Below are 13788 nucleotides of genomic sequence, written 5' to 3' on the forward strand. Positions count from 1 at the left end.
TCATTCGTGGGTCCAGCATGCCGACCAGCTGAGACTGCTCAACGGCCGAGACCGATCAGATCAGTGTCCGCAGGATCATGAAGACGGCGGTTATGCCGAAGCAACCGAGTCCGACGACCCATACCTTGAACATCTGCCGCATCGGTATCAGCTTGCCCGCAAGCCCCGCGTCCAGGTCGGCGATGTCCTGTTGCCTCGCGAATGCCGTGCCGTGTGCACCCCAGGTTCCCACGTCGAGTTCATTCTGTTCGAAACGCTCCAGCCAGAGTTCATCCTTGCGGACGGCGAGGCGATGGCTTGCCATCAACATGATCGAGATGATCGAGACGATCAATGCGAGGAGCGAGGAGGCGATCCGCGCGACGGGGTCGTTGCCTGCTCCCATCGCGATACTGAACAGGAAGGCCTGAGCGGTCAGACTGAGCGCCGGCACCTGCCAGAGCAGAGTCTCGTATTGCAGGTGCCGGTCCGCCACCGCCAAGTAGACCAGCTCCAAATCAGGCGAACGCGGCGAAGGTGGCTCGTTCACGAAGGCCTCCGAGACTGATCGCCCTCGTCGCGCCGCTCGCCGATCAGTCCGGCGCGGGCCAGGAGCAAGCAGCTGACCACGAGCACCCAGACCGGAAACACCAGGGTCAGCCACCGGCTCATCTCGCTGCCGATCAGCAGCACCAGGGCGGCCAGGTAGCTGAGCGCGACGAGCCAGCGGGGCATCAGCCTGGTCTTCAACCAAATCGTCGCGAGCGAGATCATGAACACCGCGGCCATCCGCAGTGCGTAGGTTTGGCTCGCCGAGATCACCATCATCCTGGCGAAGTTGATCACCTCGGTGCGGGCGGCCGGATCGGTGACGCTGTTGTTACTCGCCACAAGACCAGCGATACCGGCGGTCGCGACGAACATCATCGCGACGAAGAGCAGTCCGCTGCACAGGAATACCGTCAGGAAGAACCGGTCTTCGTGGCGTCCGAACCCGTCGCGGACGACGCCGATGAACCACAGGAAGCTGATTCCGGCGAATGGCATCAGCACGGTCGCCGTGGTGAGTGCGGCGCGCCGGCTCTGCAGCCATTGGGCCGAATCTTCGACGTGGTCGGGCATTTGGATGCGAATCAGGACCAGCGTTGTACCGAGCAATATCGCGAAGAGCACCCCGGCCAGTGCGGCGGCTCGCGGCGTTGACAGCTGACCCAGAGGTGGCGCAGGCTTGCTCTGTTGCGACGGAGTCGGCATAAGGGTCATCCTGCCAGAATGGGTTGCCTGCCCCGGGAATTCGGCGGTATCGCCACCGCCTATCACGGTCAGGCAGCCTAACAAATCGACAACAATTTCCAGCCCTGGCCTCAGCCGATTCACGGCATCCGTATTCGGTGCCGAATGCAGGTTACGACACGGTCTCAATAGGTGGCTTACTGCGAAAGGTGTGGACAACATGCCATCCGCCGATCAGGACTGGAGTAAACCAGCAGCGCTTGCCATTCCCAAGGAGGGCTACTTCGAACTGCAACGCGGCAGATACGGTGCCACCTATCCACGAACCCCGGCCTGTTACGGGTTCTCGATCATCGCCAAGGTGAAACCCGGCCGGGAAGAGGCCATCCGCGCCCACGGCCAGCGGATCCAGGACGCGGTGGCAGCAAGCCCGGACGTATTGGCACCGCTCCGGCTGCACTATCTGCGGTGGCTGCTGTTCGACGTCGGATTCGGACTGTACTTCCAGTATCAGGGCATCTTCGATACCGATTTCGACAAGTACACCGAAGACGCCGTGACGCTGTTCTCACAGACCGGTATCGACACCGTTTTCACGAACCTCGAGGGATTCCCGGAGGACTGGAAGGAAAATCCGGAGTCATTCGTGGAATTCGTTCGTAAACACCAGTTTCCGAGCTTCCTCGAGTACGGCGAGTACCCCTACGCCACCTCCGACGAGATCAAGAAGGCGTTGCGGGTGAAGGCGGCGTTCTCCGACATGCTCGATCAGATGCAGTAGCCCGCCGCCATGCTCGAACTCGAGGATATTCAGCACATCCTGCTGACCCGCACCCCGGCGGTGACCGGCCGGTATGAGTTCCTGTCCTTCGACGACCCCGCCGGGGGCCGAGCCTGGTTGACGCCGCTGGTGGACCGGGTGCAGTCGGCCGCGGACGTGCGCGCCACGATGGACAGTTCGCAGCGCTGGGTCACACTGGCCTTCACCTGGAATGGGTTGCGGGCGCTCGGGGTTCCAGACGAAGCGCTTGCCACCTTTCCCGACGAATTCCGCGAGGGCATGGCCGCCCGGGCCGACATCCTGGGTGACACCGGCGCCAATCATCCCGACAACTGGGTGGGCGGACTGGCCGGTGCCGACCTGCACGCCATCGCAATCCTGTTCGCCCGCACCGAGGAAGAACGCCAGCGCTGCACGGCCGAACACGAGAAACTGGTGGCCGGCTGTCCGGGTGTGCGCGTGTTGTCGTTCCTGGATTTGAACGCGACACCGCCGTTCAACTACGCCCACGACCACTTCGGGTTTCGAGATCGCTTGTCCCAGCCCGTGATCGAAGGATCCGGGGAAGAACCGACCCCGGGCTCGGGCGCGCCGCTGCAACCCGGTGAATTCATCCTGGGGTACCCCGACGAGGACGGGCCACCCCACGGGCTGCCGCAGCCGGAGGTCTTGTCCCGCAACGGCAGCTACATGGCCTACCGGCGGCTGCAGGAACATGTGGGTGCATTTCGGGACTTCCTGCGGGAGAACGCCGACACTCCGGACGGGCAGGAACTCCTCGCCGCCAAACTCATGGGCCGGTGGCGCAGCGGCGCGCCGCTGGTGCTGTCACCGGACCACGACGATCCCCAGCTCGGTGCAGATCCTCTGCGCAACAACGACTTCAATTACAAAGAGATGGACCCGCACGGTTATGCGGTGCCGCTCGGCTCGCATGCGCGCCGACTCAATCCGCGCGACACCGCGGTGAATATGAACCGGCGCAGGATGATTCGCCGCGGCGCCACCTATGGACCGGCGCTGCCCGAGGATGCGCCCGACGACGGTGCGGACCGGGGCATCGCCGCCTTCATCATCTGCGCCAGCCTGGTTCGCCAGTTCGAGTTCGCCCAGAACGTCTGGATCAACGACAAGGCATTCCACGAACTCGGCAATGAGCACGACCCCATTTGCGGCGCCCAGGACGGCACCCTGGAATTCACCATCCCCAAGCGCCCGATCCGAAAGGTGTTCACGGGCCTGCCCGCCTTCACCACTCTCAAAGGCGGAGCGTACTTCTTCCTGCCCGGTATCAGCGCCCTGCGCTACCTGGCCACGCTCGAGAACCGAGAGGTGACCTCATGAGCAGCCTGCCGACGGCACGCACCTACAACCAGAGCCACATTCCGCGCGCGGCCGACGGGCGGCGGCGGGTCAGCATCTACTGGACGTGGAGCTACCCCTGGGAAGCCCAGCGAGACCCTGCCGAAATCTACAACCGCTTCTCCACGATGACCGAGGTCCGCAACGTCACCTGGCCGGCCTACGAGACCGCCGACTACGACAAGGACCATTTCCTGCAGGGTATCGCCGGCACCCTCGAGCTGTTCCACCGCTCGACACTGGATTTCCAACAGCTGGCGGGGCAGGCCACCGGTCATCCCGTCGCGGTCTTCCAGCGCATCGACCAGGCCGGCTACTTCCTGCCCATCGACGAACGCATCCTGGCCGACACCGACACCCTGATGGTGTTCGGGCTCGACCATGTCCTCGCCGAACAGCAGGCCGCCCCCGAGGAGATCGACGCCATCCGCGAGTGGCTGCAACGGGAGGGCACCTGCCTGCTGCTGGCGCCACACCACGACGTCGGCTTCACCGACGACAACGCGCAGCGACAGATCGAATACGAGCATCACGGCGATCCGCTCGTGCCCCGCCAGCAGCGATTCGGTCAGTACACGCGCTCGCTGATGAAAGCGCTCGACGTACCGGTGCACAACATCTGGGGCCTACGCCCGGCAGTCGTCGAAGGCACCGATCAGATCGCCCCCGTCACCGCGTTCCGCGACCTGGACACACCCCGGCTGCTCGACCAGGTCACCACATTCAACTTCCACCCTCATCTGCCGCACTACGAACTCACCGCGCCCGAAAGCGACTCGCTCCGCGTGCTGGCCAGCCAGCGCGTCGACCCCAATCGACCGCACCCCTTCACCACCGCCGGAAACACCGAATTCAACACCTTGATCTGGATGCCGCCCGCCGGCCGGCGCGCGGGCGACATCCTGCTCATCGACTCCACCAACTTCACCACGCTCTTCGGCGGCACCGACAGCCTCAGACACCTCTGGCACAACCTCGCCACCATGAAATGACCTGGGGCACAACCACACTCGTCGTGCGCCGACCCCACATGCTCGATATCCCGAGCGCCGCGCCGTGACGACCACACGATCTGCACCGCCTACGACGCTCGGGTTGGTTAAGGTGCAGTCGCGGCGAGCAGGTCGAGGAAGCGGCGAGCGAAAAGGTAGGCGTCGCCCGGCCATCGGGCGGACAGGTAGTTGCCATCCAGGACCACGAACGCGGGGTTGTCGTCGGTGGCAGTGCCGCGTCGAACGAGTTCGATTGGCCCCCTTCGGAATTGGCTGTCGGGATGGACGAGGGCGTCGCGAACCTCGTCCTCGACGTAGGCGGGGTAGGTGCGGTAATAGCGGCCCAAGCGCCAAGCGGTGAGAAAGTAGGCGGTTCGTTCCATATATTTCGGTAGGCAGGTGGTACTGCGGTCGGCCAGCACACTACGGCCGGTAGACGGGTCGTTGGCGCGGGCCAGCACCAGTACTCCGTGGCAGATCGCGCCGACCGGACGCTCCAGCGCCCAGAACCGGGCGACCTGTTGTTGTAGCAGCTCGGAACCGAGGTACTGCCGCATGCAGGGTGCGTGGCCACCGGGCAGCATGAGCCCGTCGTATTCCTCGACCTCGAGGTCGGACCAGGACACAGTCGCCCGAAATTCGGGAGATTCGGTGAGTTGCCGGTAGTACTGCTTCGGCTCGTCCTCGGCCCCCAGCTGCCCGAACAGCACTCCGGACAGCAGCCGTGGATCGGCGTGGGGAACGGTGCCGGCACGCTCGGTCGCGAACACCACCTGGTGTCCGGCGTCGGTAAGAATCCGCCAGGGCACCGCCACCTCGGTGACATCGAAATCACTGTCGGGGAGCGGCATCAGTACGCGCATGACGGCATTATTACAGGCTTCGTCTCCGTGGCCGGATCGAGCAACCTACGCTGCCGAGATAGCTCTCAACGCCGGGCTGCCGCCGAGTGCACTACGGCACAGGGCATCTTTCGACCAGCCCAATATTCGACATCGCCCGATACGGCACAGCCACTATGCGCTTCGCAGGTCTTCGACCTCGGCACCGCCGCTGTTCGTTCACAGCACTGCGATCGGTGACCAAACAGACCCTGGCCGCCCCGCCGGGCCGACGCTGCCACTCGGCCCGGGGAAATCGACTCACCCCTTCCCGCCTCGCCCCAGACGAGCCGGGTCAGGCGAAGCGGCGGGCCTTGGCGACGAGGGCAGCTCGGCCGCGCGGGGTGATGCGGTAGCGGCCACGCGGGCGACTAGGAGTGATGAGTCCCCGGGATTCCAGGCAGGAGAGGGCATTTCGGGTGCGCCAGCTGGTCAGGGCTGCGGACTGCTGGATTTGCGGGGCGGTCAGAGTGCGATCCGGGTGGAGGGTGGTAAGCACCGCTACTTCGGCGGGAGTCATCGGGTCACCTCAGGGTGTGGGGGCGATGGCGGCCGGTGGGATGGCCTGGCGGGCAGGGGATGTCGAGGTGGCCGCCGGTGGTCAGGGACAGACGGAGGGTGGTGTGGCGGGACTCTCGGCCGAGGCGGTACGAGTCCCACGCGGTGCGGGCGGTAATGGCGGTGCAGACCACGATGATGGACAGCAGCGCCCATGCGTCCCAGGGCATTTCGACCTCCTCGTAGCGAATTTTCGGTTGACTCCACTGTGATTGCACAGCCACCCTTGCGGAAGAGCTTCAACGAATTACGTTGGCGTTCCACGATGGACCACCCCACGAAAGGCACTCCCCAGATAGCGAGGCTAACGAAATGGTCGGATCCACCATTCCCAAACGGGCATTCGGTCGATTTCTTCGCGGGCTCCGCGAGCATGTCGGAGCGTCGCTGCTAACGGCCAGCTTGCAAATAGACACCTCCAAGCAAACATTGGTGCGCTTGGAGGACGGGTTACCCACAAAGGTCACTACGCCACAGCTGAAGTCGCTGCTCGATCTGTACGAGGTCAGCCCAGACGTCCGGCAAGAGGCACTGGAGATGTGGAATGAGGTCCGGCAGCAAGACAAGGCCGCCAAGCTCCAAGGTTCGTACAAGGGGTGGTGGCAGGCCTACGCCGACCAGTACGCGCCGCATTTCGACCACTACCTGCGACTCGAAGCGACGAGTAACCACTGGGTCAGTCACCAACTCGTCCTTGTACCGGGCCTGTTGCAGACGTCCGGGTATCGCCGAGCGATTATTCGCGCCACTCACCCGGACCTCTCGGAAATCGATGTTGAACGCCGGTTGGAACTCGCCGCACGGCGGCAGGAACGCATCGCAGAACCGGACTACCGCATGGATGCTCTACTGTCGGAGGCCGTCCTGCGCCACAGGCCCGGGGGGCCAGCGGTGATGGCCGCCCAACTGCGCTACCTCTGTGAGGCCGGCACGCGGAACAACGTTTCGATCCGAGTCGTGCCGTTCAACGAGAACACGCACGAGGGTCTCGTCATCCTGTCGTTCACGATGCTCGAATTTCCACCCCTCTCATGCCATTTGATGGAACCGCCCTGCGTCTACATCGATGGAGCGGAAGGGGCGCTCTACCTAGAGAGCGACCGAGTGATCGATCGGTTCAAGAAGGCGATCTCGAGTATTCGGCGAGTAGCGTTGAGCGAGAATGACACCAGAGATCTGATGTCGGACATCGCGAAGGAGTACACGGCGTGATAACCGATCAGTCGAATGCCAGGTGGTTCAAGTCGTCGAGATCAGCCGACGCCAACGAGTGTGTCGAGATCGCGTTCATCGGTGAGGGCGCGCGCGTCGTCGGGGTGCGTGACTCGAAGGATCCGGGCGGGCCGGTGCTCGTGTTCTCCGGTGAGCAGTGGGATCGATTCCTCGGTAGTGGGATCTGGGGATGAGATGCAGCTGGTGATCTCGGCGGATGGAGGCGGAGATCACCAGCGGAGAATTTGCCCTGGTCGCTGAATGTTTGCCATCGTGTAGGTAGTCCCCGGTTGGGGGCCCGGACGAGGGAGCCGTACCCGGTGTGCGACAAGACGGCCTTCGGAGGTTGTCATGTCGTGGCTGGTGTTGGTCGTGTCCGGGGTGTTCGAGGCCGTGTGGGCCACCGCGCTCGGGAAGTCGGAGGGGTTCACCCGGCTCGGGCCGACCGCGGTGTTCGGGGTGGCGCTCGTGGTGAGTATGGCGGGGCTGGCCTACGCCATGCGGGGGCTGCCCGTGGGGACGGCGTACGCGGTGTGGGTGGGGATCGGAGCGGTGTTGACCGTCGTCTATTCCATGGCTACCGGCGGGGACGCGGTCAGTGCGGTCAAGCTGCTGTTCCTGGGCGGGATCGTGGCGTGCGTGATCGGGTTGAAGCTGGTCGGGTAGCCGCTATTTCGGGGGTTCCAGTCCGACCGCGTCCGCGGGGACGCTGGGAACCGATTGCACGGTCTGGGTTTTGGCGGCGGGGTCCGCGAGCAGCAGCCGCCAATCCTCGGACGCCCAGAGCACGGTCTCGGCGGTCGCGGTGATGCTGGCGTCGGAGTAAGTGGCATAGACGGTGAGATCGGCGCGGTCGGGGGTGTAGGCGGTGAGCTTGTAGGCCGTGATGCGCGGGGCCACCACCGGATTGGCGGGGGCGGTGATCGAGACCTGCGCGCGGGCCAGTACCCAGGAGTCCTTGGCCGGACCGGGAATCAACGAAATGGCCGCCACCTGCGGCCATGCGCCGTCCGGGGCCAGTGATAGCCGAGTGCTGTGATTGATGGCCGCCAAGGCCGCGCCCTGCGGGGTGTGCGAGAAGCCCGCGGCGGTGGTGCCGAGTTTGCTGGGACCGTCGTGACTACCGATGGGGAGTTGGACTCCCTGGTAGTTCTCCCAGTGCACGTCGGCAGGCGCGCGGGCCGGATCAACCGGTGTGGTAGTCGTTTTCGCGGCGCTCTGATCACTGACTCCGCAGGCAGCGACGCTGAGGACGGCCGCGGAGGCGAGCAGGGTCGCGGCCGCGGCGGCGAAAGTTTGCGCGTGGTGTGCTGACTTGGCGCGCATGAGGATTCCTCCGGGTGGACCTGGGGTGGTCGAGAAGTGTTGCGGTGAAGCCGGTTCGGATGACGCGCGGGCGGGCGACGTGTCGTGATCCTACGAGTGCCGGGCGCTGATCTACGAGTGTTGCTCGGCTCGGTTTAACAATTCGTCACTCCTGTAACGGAACCGGTTGTGGGGGCTCACGATCCGGGTAAGATCAGGGCCGCAACATGATCATCGCAGGTGGTGGGGTTCATGAGGGATCATCGGGACCTGGTTCCGGTGGGCCACCTGTGTAGTCGGCCAGGGGTGCGGAATGCCATGGCATCCGGGGGATTCGGGCCGTGCGCCCGGTGCTGTCCATTCGGGGAAGGGGAATTGGGGACATGAAGACCACACGAACTTCGATCCTGTTGTCGATGCTGCCCATCGCGCTGGTGGCCGGGCAGGGCGTCGCCGCCGCGGCCCCGGGCCAGCCGGGCCTCGCCGTACCCGGCGACGGGCAACCGGGCCTGAGCACCCAGCCGCAACAGCCGCCCGCGAATTCCTCACCCAGCCCTGCGGATTACATCCCGGATCCGCCCATCGCACCCCCGAACCGTCCCCGGCCGAAGCAACAGACAACGCCGCAGCAGGACACCATCATTCAGCCGCAGACCCAGCCACAGGTCCAGCCGACTGAACCGCAGGACACCCAGCCTGGTCAGCCCACCGCGAATGCGCCCGAAGTGATGCCTGCGGACCCGCATCAGCTCCGGCTGGGAAACAACACGATTCAACTGCCGGACTGGGTCGACACCAAGACTCGCAACAAAGCCCAGGCGTACGCCGACATGGCCGAGTGGCAGATTGCCGCCGCATTCGACCGTCTTGGTTACTCGGAGGATGAATCCGATCGACTGGCCGGGTCCAGCGTCGTGGGTGCTGGACTCGGTTTGGCCGCCGGTGGCGCGGCAACCGTCGCCCTGGTTCCGGCAGGTTGTGCTGTCGGAGCAGTAGTCGGCGCGGTCGCAGGCGGTGTTATCGGCGGCGTCCCAACAGCGGGTGTTGGCGCGCCTGCCGGCGCGTTGGTCGGTGGTGTGACCGGCTGCCTCACCGGCGCTGCCATAGTTGGAATTCCGGCGGTCGGAGTTGTCGGGACGTTGGGCGCGATCGTCGCTGGTGCTCTCGGCGGAGGGAACGCGAAGCAGCCCGAGCCAGCTGCGCCGCCGCCGCTGATCGATACCGCTGCGCAGGTGCCGGTTTCGGATCCGATGACGGGTTTTCCCGGGGTGCAGCCGGTTTCGGTGATCGCCGGATTGCCCGCCCCGATCGCGCAGGTGGCCGCGCCCGTGATGCAGCAGGTCGCCACGACCGTCGAGCAGCAGGTCATGCCGGTGGCGCAGCAAGTTGCCACCACGGTCGAGCAACAAGTCGCACCGGTCGCGCAGCAAGTTGCCACCACGGTTGAACAGCAGGTCGCGCCCGTCACACAACAGGTCGCCACCACAGTTGAGCAACAGGTTGCACCGGTGGTGGAGCAGGCGGCTACCGGGGTCGGGCAGCAGGTGGCCGCGGTGGCGCCGCAGGCCGGACCCGTCGTCGAGCAAGTGGTGGACGGCGTGAACGCGCAGGTCGACTCGTTCCGCACCGCCGTGGCGCAGATGCCCCCGCTCACCCCCGAAGCCTTCATGGCCGCCCTGCAACCCGCCCAGCCGGGTGCGTGACCGGAACGGCACGGGCACCGCCGTGACTCCAGACACCAACGCCGCCGACTCCACCCCAGGCCACTTACCTCCCGCCACCCCCGACCCCACCTCCACACCCCCGTACCCCGACCTGACCCATAGCGACCGCACCCACGACTTCCTCGCCCTCGACCCCGATCCCGCCGTCCAGGCATCTGCCATGGCCCGGACCGAAGGTCACGCGGCCCAGGCCGAAAGCGCCGCGCCCCAAGGCAAGAACGGCGCAGCCCAGACCCAAAGCGGCACACCGCAGCCCGACAGGGGCACGCCCCGAGTCGGAAACGGCACAGCCCGGCCCGATAGCGCCACACATCGAACCGAAGGCAGCACGGCCCCGGCCAGCAGCGCCACACCCCATTCCAACGGCACCACAGCCCAGACCCAAAGCGGCACCCGCAGGACCGAACACGGCACACCCCGGGTCGAAAGTGGCGTAGCGAGGGCCGAAAGCAGTACCACTCCACGCGCAGCCGACCCGGCACACCGAAAACCCGGCACGGCTCAGCGCGAGTCCGCCACAGCGCGCGAACACGGCACAGCACAAGACGAATCCGCTACGGCTCAGCTCGAGCCCGGCACTATGCAGCGCAAACCCGTTTCGGTTCGAACCGTTTCGGTTCGAATCGGCCCCGGCACGGCTCAGCACGAACCCGGCTCGGCTCGAAACGGACCCGACACGGCCCGGCCTGAATCCGGCACAGCTCGAAGCGAATCCGCTACAGCTCAGCGCCGAACCGGCACTGGTGAACGCGAACCCGATACAGGTCGGTGGGAACCCGACAGGGGCCGGCCGGGGCGGGGTGCGGCCGAGCGGGTAATCGGCGCGGGGCATTCGGGAGTTGCTTCGGCTGGCAGCGGGGGCGGTCGAGGTACTGCCGGTGGGGTCGACGTGAGCTTGGGCGAGGGTGGCTTGGGTCGGGTTGGGAGTGAAGGTATGGACGGTCGAGGTGGGGCGGGGCGGCATCAAGCTGCGGAAGGTTGGGAAGGGTTCTCGGCGGACCGGGATGGGGACGGCGGGAATATGAGCGGGGGCGTTGGGGGTTCGGGGGCGAGTGGGGGGCGGCCGGTGATGCCGGTGCTGGCTCCGGGCGGTGGGGAGCCGGTGGGGGCGGTGGAGGCGGAGGCGCCGGGGTGGGCCTCGTGGCTGACGGAGGGGGCGGTGCCGGCGGCGAGTGAGGCGGGGCGGCAGTCGGTCCGGGCGGACGAGTTGCGGGCCGAGGATCCGATGGCGGCGCTGGTGTCCGAGGCGCGGCGGCGGGCGGCGCAGACGCAACGGCGGTTGCGGATCCGCAATCGGGCGCTCGCGATTGCCGGAGTTTCGCTGGCGCTGGTGCTGATGGCGGTGGTCGGGTGGCTGGCGCTCACGCCGCGTAACTCGCAGGCGCCGCAGGCGGTTCCGGCGACCAACGCGGCGGGCACGAGCACGTCCGGCGGGAATCAGCCGGGGCTGGTCGCCTGGTGCCAGGAGGTCAGCACGCCGCAGCGGGTGAGCGGCGACACCGCCGGCGACCTCCTCAGTGGGCCCGGCGTCATCATGCACCTCGAATACGCCTGGTACGTGCTGCGCGACGTGGGCGCGGTGCGCGCCCTGCTCACCCCGGACGCCCGCGTCGCCCCGGAACAGGCCACCCGCGACGCGATTTCGGCCACCCCGGCCGGCACCAAGCACTGCGTCACCATTACCGGCGCGGACGCCGACCGCTGGAGCGTCACAGTCGACGAGAAACACCCCGACGGCACCCAGACCTCCTGGCAGCAGGTCATCACCACCGCCGCCCGTGACGGCCAGGTCCGCATCACCTCCATCGTCGCCGGAAGCCGGTGAGCCATGGTCGACATCGACGACCGGCTCCGCTCCACTCCTTCCGGTCCCCCCGCAACCCCCACACCCCGGCCCGGTCTCGAACACCCGAACACGAGTCCGGAGGTGGAGGCGCGGCTGGCAGAGGCCGTGCGGGCGAGTGCGGCTGGGGGCGAGGGGGATTCGGGGCTCAGTGAGCTGATGCAGCCCGGGCCCGCCGGTTCGCCCACCGATGGCGTGCCATTGCGGGGTGGGCAGGGGCGGCTGGTGCGGGCCGCCGTGCCGCCGGTGCTGGTGCTGGGTGGGTCGGGGGCGTCGGGGGCCAGTACGACGGCGCTGGGGCTGGCCGCGGCGGCGGCCGTGGACAGTGACGGCGAGGTGTGGCCGGTGGTGGTGGACGCCACGCTCGGGGGCGGGGACGTGGCGCTGCGCGGGTGTGATGCGGCGGCTCCGGTGGGGAGCTTGCAGAAGTGGCTCGGCACACCGTATCCGGGGCTGGCATCGAGTGTGGGGGCGTGCTCGGGGCAGACGTCGACCGGGGTACGGGTGCTGGGCCGGACGCCGGATCCGTTGCCGCGCAGGGAATCCCTGGTGTCCGTCGCGCGTCATCTCGAAAATGCCGGACTGCTGGGGGTTTTCGATGCGGGCGCACCGGTCACCAGCCGGTTGGCGGCCCCGCTGCTGGCGGACCCCCGGGTCGGGCTGGTGATCACCGTGGCCGCGCGACCCGACGCCATCAACCGCCTTCAGCCCGCCCTCACCTGGCTGGACGAGAACTTCAGCGAATTCGTCGTCGGCGACGCGGTCATCGTCCTCACCGAACAGGTACCCGGCTCGGCCGCAGCGGTTCTCGACCATGTGCGCACCCACCTCGGCTCCTGGGTCCGCGCCGTGGTCCCGATCCCCTTCGACCTCCACCTCGCCACCGGCGGCCCCATCACCTGGCACCATCTCACCGCACCCACCCGCGACGCCTACCTCACCCTTCTGGGAGCGCTGCGATGACCACGCTCGACGACCCGCGCCGCGCCGCGCCACCACCAGACCCGACACCGCACGCCGCTCACACCCCGGCATCGCACGACGCCCCCATCCCGGCACCGTGCGCCACCGACAACACAGATCAAGTACCGCACACCGCCCACAGTCCCTTCGATGCCGACGAGACGGCCCCTGGTCGGCCGTCCATGCCGAGCACCGCATGGCAACCACTGGGCGGCGGCGAATGGCGCAGCGGCACAGCATATTCCGATGCGCCTCCACCGAGTCAGCCCGCGCCCACGGCTCCTCCCGTGCCGATGTGGCATCGCGCGGTGCCGAATCGACCGCCGCGGCCGCCACTGGTGTGGCTGGTGGGCGTGCACGGCGGCGCGGGGGTCAGCAGTCTCGCGGCCAGTCTCAGCTGGGCAGGCGACGCGGGGCAGCGGTGGCCCGCGCGGATCGGGCTGGCGGGAGATCTGGATTCGCCGCTGGTGGTGCTCGTCGGGCGCAGTCATCTGCGCGGGGTGAATGCCCTGCATCGGGCGCTGCTGGCACATCAGGCCCGGGCCACGCCCGCCGGCAGCCAGGTGGTCGGCGTGGTGACCGTGTCGGATTCGGCTCGGCCGCTGCCGATTCCGGTCGCGCAGCGGCGCGAGGAGATGGAGGGCCTGGCCGTCGCGCTCGGCGCCCGCACCTGGCGGCTGGGCTGGCTCGAACAGTGGCGCGCCCTCGAACCCTACGAAATGGCGGAATGGGATCCCGCCGCCGGTGGCTCACCGGTGGACGACGGGGATCCCACTCGCACTCCCCCGCAACCGGTTCGGCTTCTGGCCGAGCAGATCCTCACCGCGGCGCGCATTGCCGGGGCGCGGATCACCGAACGCGCGCAGCACGGCGCGGAATCAGCCAGTCCATAACCTGAACGAGGTGCGACGTGCATCGAAAACTGCTGCCCAGCGTGGGGTTTCGGAGTTCGGCA

General features: G+C 67.0%; 16 protein-coding genes and 1 riboswitch. Of the genes, 10 read left to right on the plus strand and 6 right to left on the minus strand.

The annotated features are described in order from the left end of the window. Nucleotides 1-55: 55 nt before the first annotated feature. Together ACFXN1_RS03855 and ACFXN1_RS03860 are read right to left on the minus strand one after the other, a co-directional pair. Nucleotides 56-529 (minus strand): hypothetical protein, encoded by a 474-nt coding sequence (locus ACFXN1_RS03855; protein WP_379395535.1) that lies wholly within the window; start codon nucleotides 527-529, stop codon nucleotides 56-58. Next, nucleotides 526-1233 carry a hypothetical protein gene (locus tag ACFXN1_RS03860; RefSeq protein ID WP_379395720.1) on the minus strand — a complete coding sequence of 236 codons (708 nt, stop codon included), beginning with the start codon at nucleotides 1231-1233 and terminating at the stop codon, nucleotides 526-528. Before ACFXN1_RS03860 ends, ACFXN1_RS03855 begins: the two co-directional genes overlap by 4 nt. Before the next feature lie 199 nt (nucleotides 1234-1432). On the opposite strand from ACFXN1_RS03860, the gene ACFXN1_RS03865 reads away from it, so the two are divergent. Genes ACFXN1_RS03865 through ACFXN1_RS03875 form a run of 3 tightly spaced genes read left to right on the plus strand, consistent with a single transcriptional unit; the run spans nucleotide 1433 to nucleotide 4347 of the window. Beyond that, nucleotides 1433-1993 (plus strand): hypothetical protein, encoded by a 561-nt coding sequence (locus tag ACFXN1_RS03865; protein ID WP_379395537.1) that lies wholly within the window; start codon nucleotides 1433-1435, stop codon nucleotides 1991-1993. A gap of 9 nt (nucleotides 1994-2002) precedes the next feature. Beyond that, nucleotides 2003-3337: a Dyp-type peroxidase gene (locus ACFXN1_RS03870; protein ID WP_379445596.1), complete on the plus strand. Its 1335-nt coding sequence runs from the start codon at nucleotides 2003-2005 to the stop codon at nucleotides 3335-3337. After that, nucleotides 3334-4347, plus strand: a complete 1014-nt coding sequence (locus ACFXN1_RS03875) for a hypothetical protein (RefSeq protein WP_379445597.1) — start codon at nucleotides 3334-3336, stop codon at nucleotides 4345-4347. Before ACFXN1_RS03870 ends, ACFXN1_RS03875 begins: the two co-directional genes overlap by 4 nt. Nucleotides 4348-4454: 107 nt before the next feature. On the opposite strand, the gene ACFXN1_RS03880 is transcribed toward ACFXN1_RS03875, so the two are convergent. The 3 genes from ACFXN1_RS03880 to ACFXN1_RS03890 form a co-directional block, all read right to left on the minus strand. Continuing rightward, a complete protein-coding gene (locus ACFXN1_RS03880; RefSeq protein ID WP_379445598.1) occupies nucleotides 4455-5210 on the minus strand; it encodes a type 1 glutamine amidotransferase domain-containing protein in 756 nt (251 codons plus the stop codon). A 313-nt stretch (nucleotides 5211-5523) separates the two neighbouring features. Then, entirely contained in the window at nucleotides 5524-5748 is a 225-nt protein-coding gene (locus ACFXN1_RS03885; protein WP_379445599.1) for a hypothetical protein, read from the minus strand. 4 nt (nucleotides 5749-5752) lie between these two features. Next, nucleotides 5753-5956: a hypothetical protein gene (locus ACFXN1_RS03890; protein WP_379445600.1), complete on the minus strand. Its 204-nt coding sequence runs from the start codon at nucleotides 5954-5956 to the stop codon at nucleotides 5753-5755. A gap of 142 nt (nucleotides 5957-6098) precedes the next feature. Here ACFXN1_RS03890 and ACFXN1_RS03895 point away from each other — a divergent pair, with 142 nt between their 5' ends. From ACFXN1_RS03895 to ACFXN1_RS03905, 3 genes are all read left to right on the plus strand, one after another. Beyond that, complete coding sequence (locus ACFXN1_RS03895) at nucleotides 6099-6998, plus strand: helix-turn-helix domain-containing protein (RefSeq protein ID WP_379445601.1); 900 nt, start codon at nucleotides 6099-6101, stop codon at nucleotides 6996-6998. Continuing rightward, the gene (locus tag ACFXN1_RS03900) at nucleotides 6995-7192 is read left to right on the plus strand and encodes a DUF397 domain-containing protein (RefSeq protein WP_379385775.1); all 198 of its coding nucleotides are present in this window, start codon (nucleotides 6995-6997) and stop codon (nucleotides 7190-7192) included. Before ACFXN1_RS03895 ends, ACFXN1_RS03900 begins: the two co-directional genes overlap by 4 nt. Nucleotides 7193-7277: 85 nt before the next feature. Next, nucleotides 7278-7340, plus strand: a riboswitch (guanidine-III (ykkC-III) riboswitch). Nucleotides 7341-7349: 9 nt separating this feature from the next. Then, nucleotides 7350-7664 (plus strand): DMT family transporter, encoded by a 315-nt coding sequence (locus ACFXN1_RS03905; protein ID WP_379385777.1) that lies wholly within the window; start codon nucleotides 7350-7352, stop codon nucleotides 7662-7664. 3 nt (nucleotides 7665-7667) lie between these two features. Here ACFXN1_RS03905 and ACFXN1_RS03910 read toward each other — a convergent pair whose 3' ends face one another. Beyond that, nucleotides 7668-8324, minus strand: a complete 657-nt coding sequence (locus tag ACFXN1_RS03910) for a hypothetical protein (protein ID WP_379445602.1) — start codon at nucleotides 8322-8324, stop codon at nucleotides 7668-7670. A gap of 362 nt (nucleotides 8325-8686) precedes the next feature. On the opposite strand from ACFXN1_RS03910, the gene ACFXN1_RS03915 reads away from it, so the two are divergent. From ACFXN1_RS03915 to ACFXN1_RS03930, 4 genes are all read left to right on the plus strand, one after another. Continuing rightward, nucleotides 8687-10006, plus strand: coding sequence for a hypothetical protein (locus tag ACFXN1_RS03915; protein ID WP_379445603.1), 1320 nt, complete (start codon nucleotides 8687-8689; stop codon nucleotides 10004-10006). 1090 nt (nucleotides 10007-11096) lie between these two features. Beyond that, complete coding sequence (locus ACFXN1_RS03920) at nucleotides 11097-11852, plus strand: hypothetical protein (protein ID WP_379445604.1); 756 nt, start codon at nucleotides 11097-11099, stop codon at nucleotides 11850-11852. 3 nt (nucleotides 11853-11855) lie between these two features. Next, entirely contained in the window at nucleotides 11856-12833 is a 978-nt protein-coding gene (locus tag ACFXN1_RS03925) for a MinD/ParA family protein (protein ID WP_379445605.1), read from the plus strand. Further along, nucleotides 12830-13726: a hypothetical protein gene (locus tag ACFXN1_RS03930; RefSeq protein ID WP_379463484.1), complete on the plus strand. Its 897-nt coding sequence runs from the start codon at nucleotides 12830-12832 to the stop codon at nucleotides 13724-13726. The genes ACFXN1_RS03925 and ACFXN1_RS03930 overlap by 4 nt, the downstream gene beginning before the upstream one ends. Nucleotides 13727-13788 lie beyond the last annotated feature (62 nt).

This window comes from Nocardia sp. NPDC059154 (genome assembly GCF_042755705.1).
Taxonomy (GTDB): Bacteria; Actinomycetota; Actinomycetes; order Mycobacteriales; family Mycobacteriaceae; genus Nocardia.

Excerpts from the sequence above, each read along its gene's own strand:
- ACFXN1_RS03890 (WP_379445600.1), bottom strand. The coding sequence starts at position 5,956 with ATGCCCTGGGACGCATGGGCGCTGCTGTCCATCATCGTGGTCTGCACC.
- ACFXN1_RS03915 (WP_379445603.1), top strand. The coding sequence starts at position 8,687 with ATGAAGACCACACGAACTTCGATCCTGTTGTCGATGCTGCCCATCGCG.
- ACFXN1_RS03895 (WP_379445601.1), top strand. The coding sequence starts at position 6,099 with ATGGTCGGATCCACCATTCCCAAACGGGCATTCGGTCGATTTCTTCGC.
- ACFXN1_RS03870 (WP_379445596.1), top strand. The coding sequence starts at position 2,003 with ATGCTCGAACTCGAGGATATTCAGCACATCCTGCTGACCCGCACCCCG.
- ACFXN1_RS03910 (WP_379445602.1), bottom strand. The coding sequence starts at position 8,324 with ATGCGCGCCAAGTCAGCACACCACGCGCAAACTTTCGCCGCCGCGGCC.
- ACFXN1_RS03865 (WP_379395537.1), top strand. The coding sequence starts at position 1,433 with ATGCCATCCGCCGATCAGGACTGGAGTAAACCAGCAGCGCTTGCCATT.
- ACFXN1_RS03930 (WP_379463484.1), top strand. The coding sequence starts at position 12,830 with ATGACCACGCTCGACGACCCGCGCCGCGCCGCGCCACCACCAGACCCG.
- ACFXN1_RS03885 (WP_379445599.1), bottom strand. The coding sequence starts at position 5,748 with ATGACTCCCGCCGAAGTAGCGGTGCTTACCACCCTCCACCCGGATCGC.
- ACFXN1_RS03925 (WP_379445605.1), top strand. The coding sequence starts at position 11,856 with ATGGTCGACATCGACGACCGGCTCCGCTCCACTCCTTCCGGTCCCCCC.
- ACFXN1_RS03875 (WP_379445597.1), top strand. The coding sequence starts at position 3,334 with ATGAGCAGCCTGCCGACGGCACGCACCTACAACCAGAGCCACATTCCG.
- ACFXN1_RS03860 (WP_379395720.1), bottom strand. The coding sequence starts at position 1,233 with ATGCCGACTCCGTCGCAACAGAGCAAGCCTGCGCCACCTCTGGGTCAG.
- ACFXN1_RS03920 (WP_379445604.1), top strand. The coding sequence starts at position 11,097 with ATGCCGGTGCTGGCTCCGGGCGGTGGGGAGCCGGTGGGGGCGGTGGAG.
- ACFXN1_RS03905 (WP_379385777.1), top strand. The coding sequence starts at position 7,350 with ATGTCGTGGCTGGTGTTGGTCGTGTCCGGGGTGTTCGAGGCCGTGTGG.
- ACFXN1_RS03880 (WP_379445598.1), bottom strand. The coding sequence starts at position 5,210 with ATGCGCGTACTGATGCCGCTCCCCGACAGTGATTTCGATGTCACCGAG.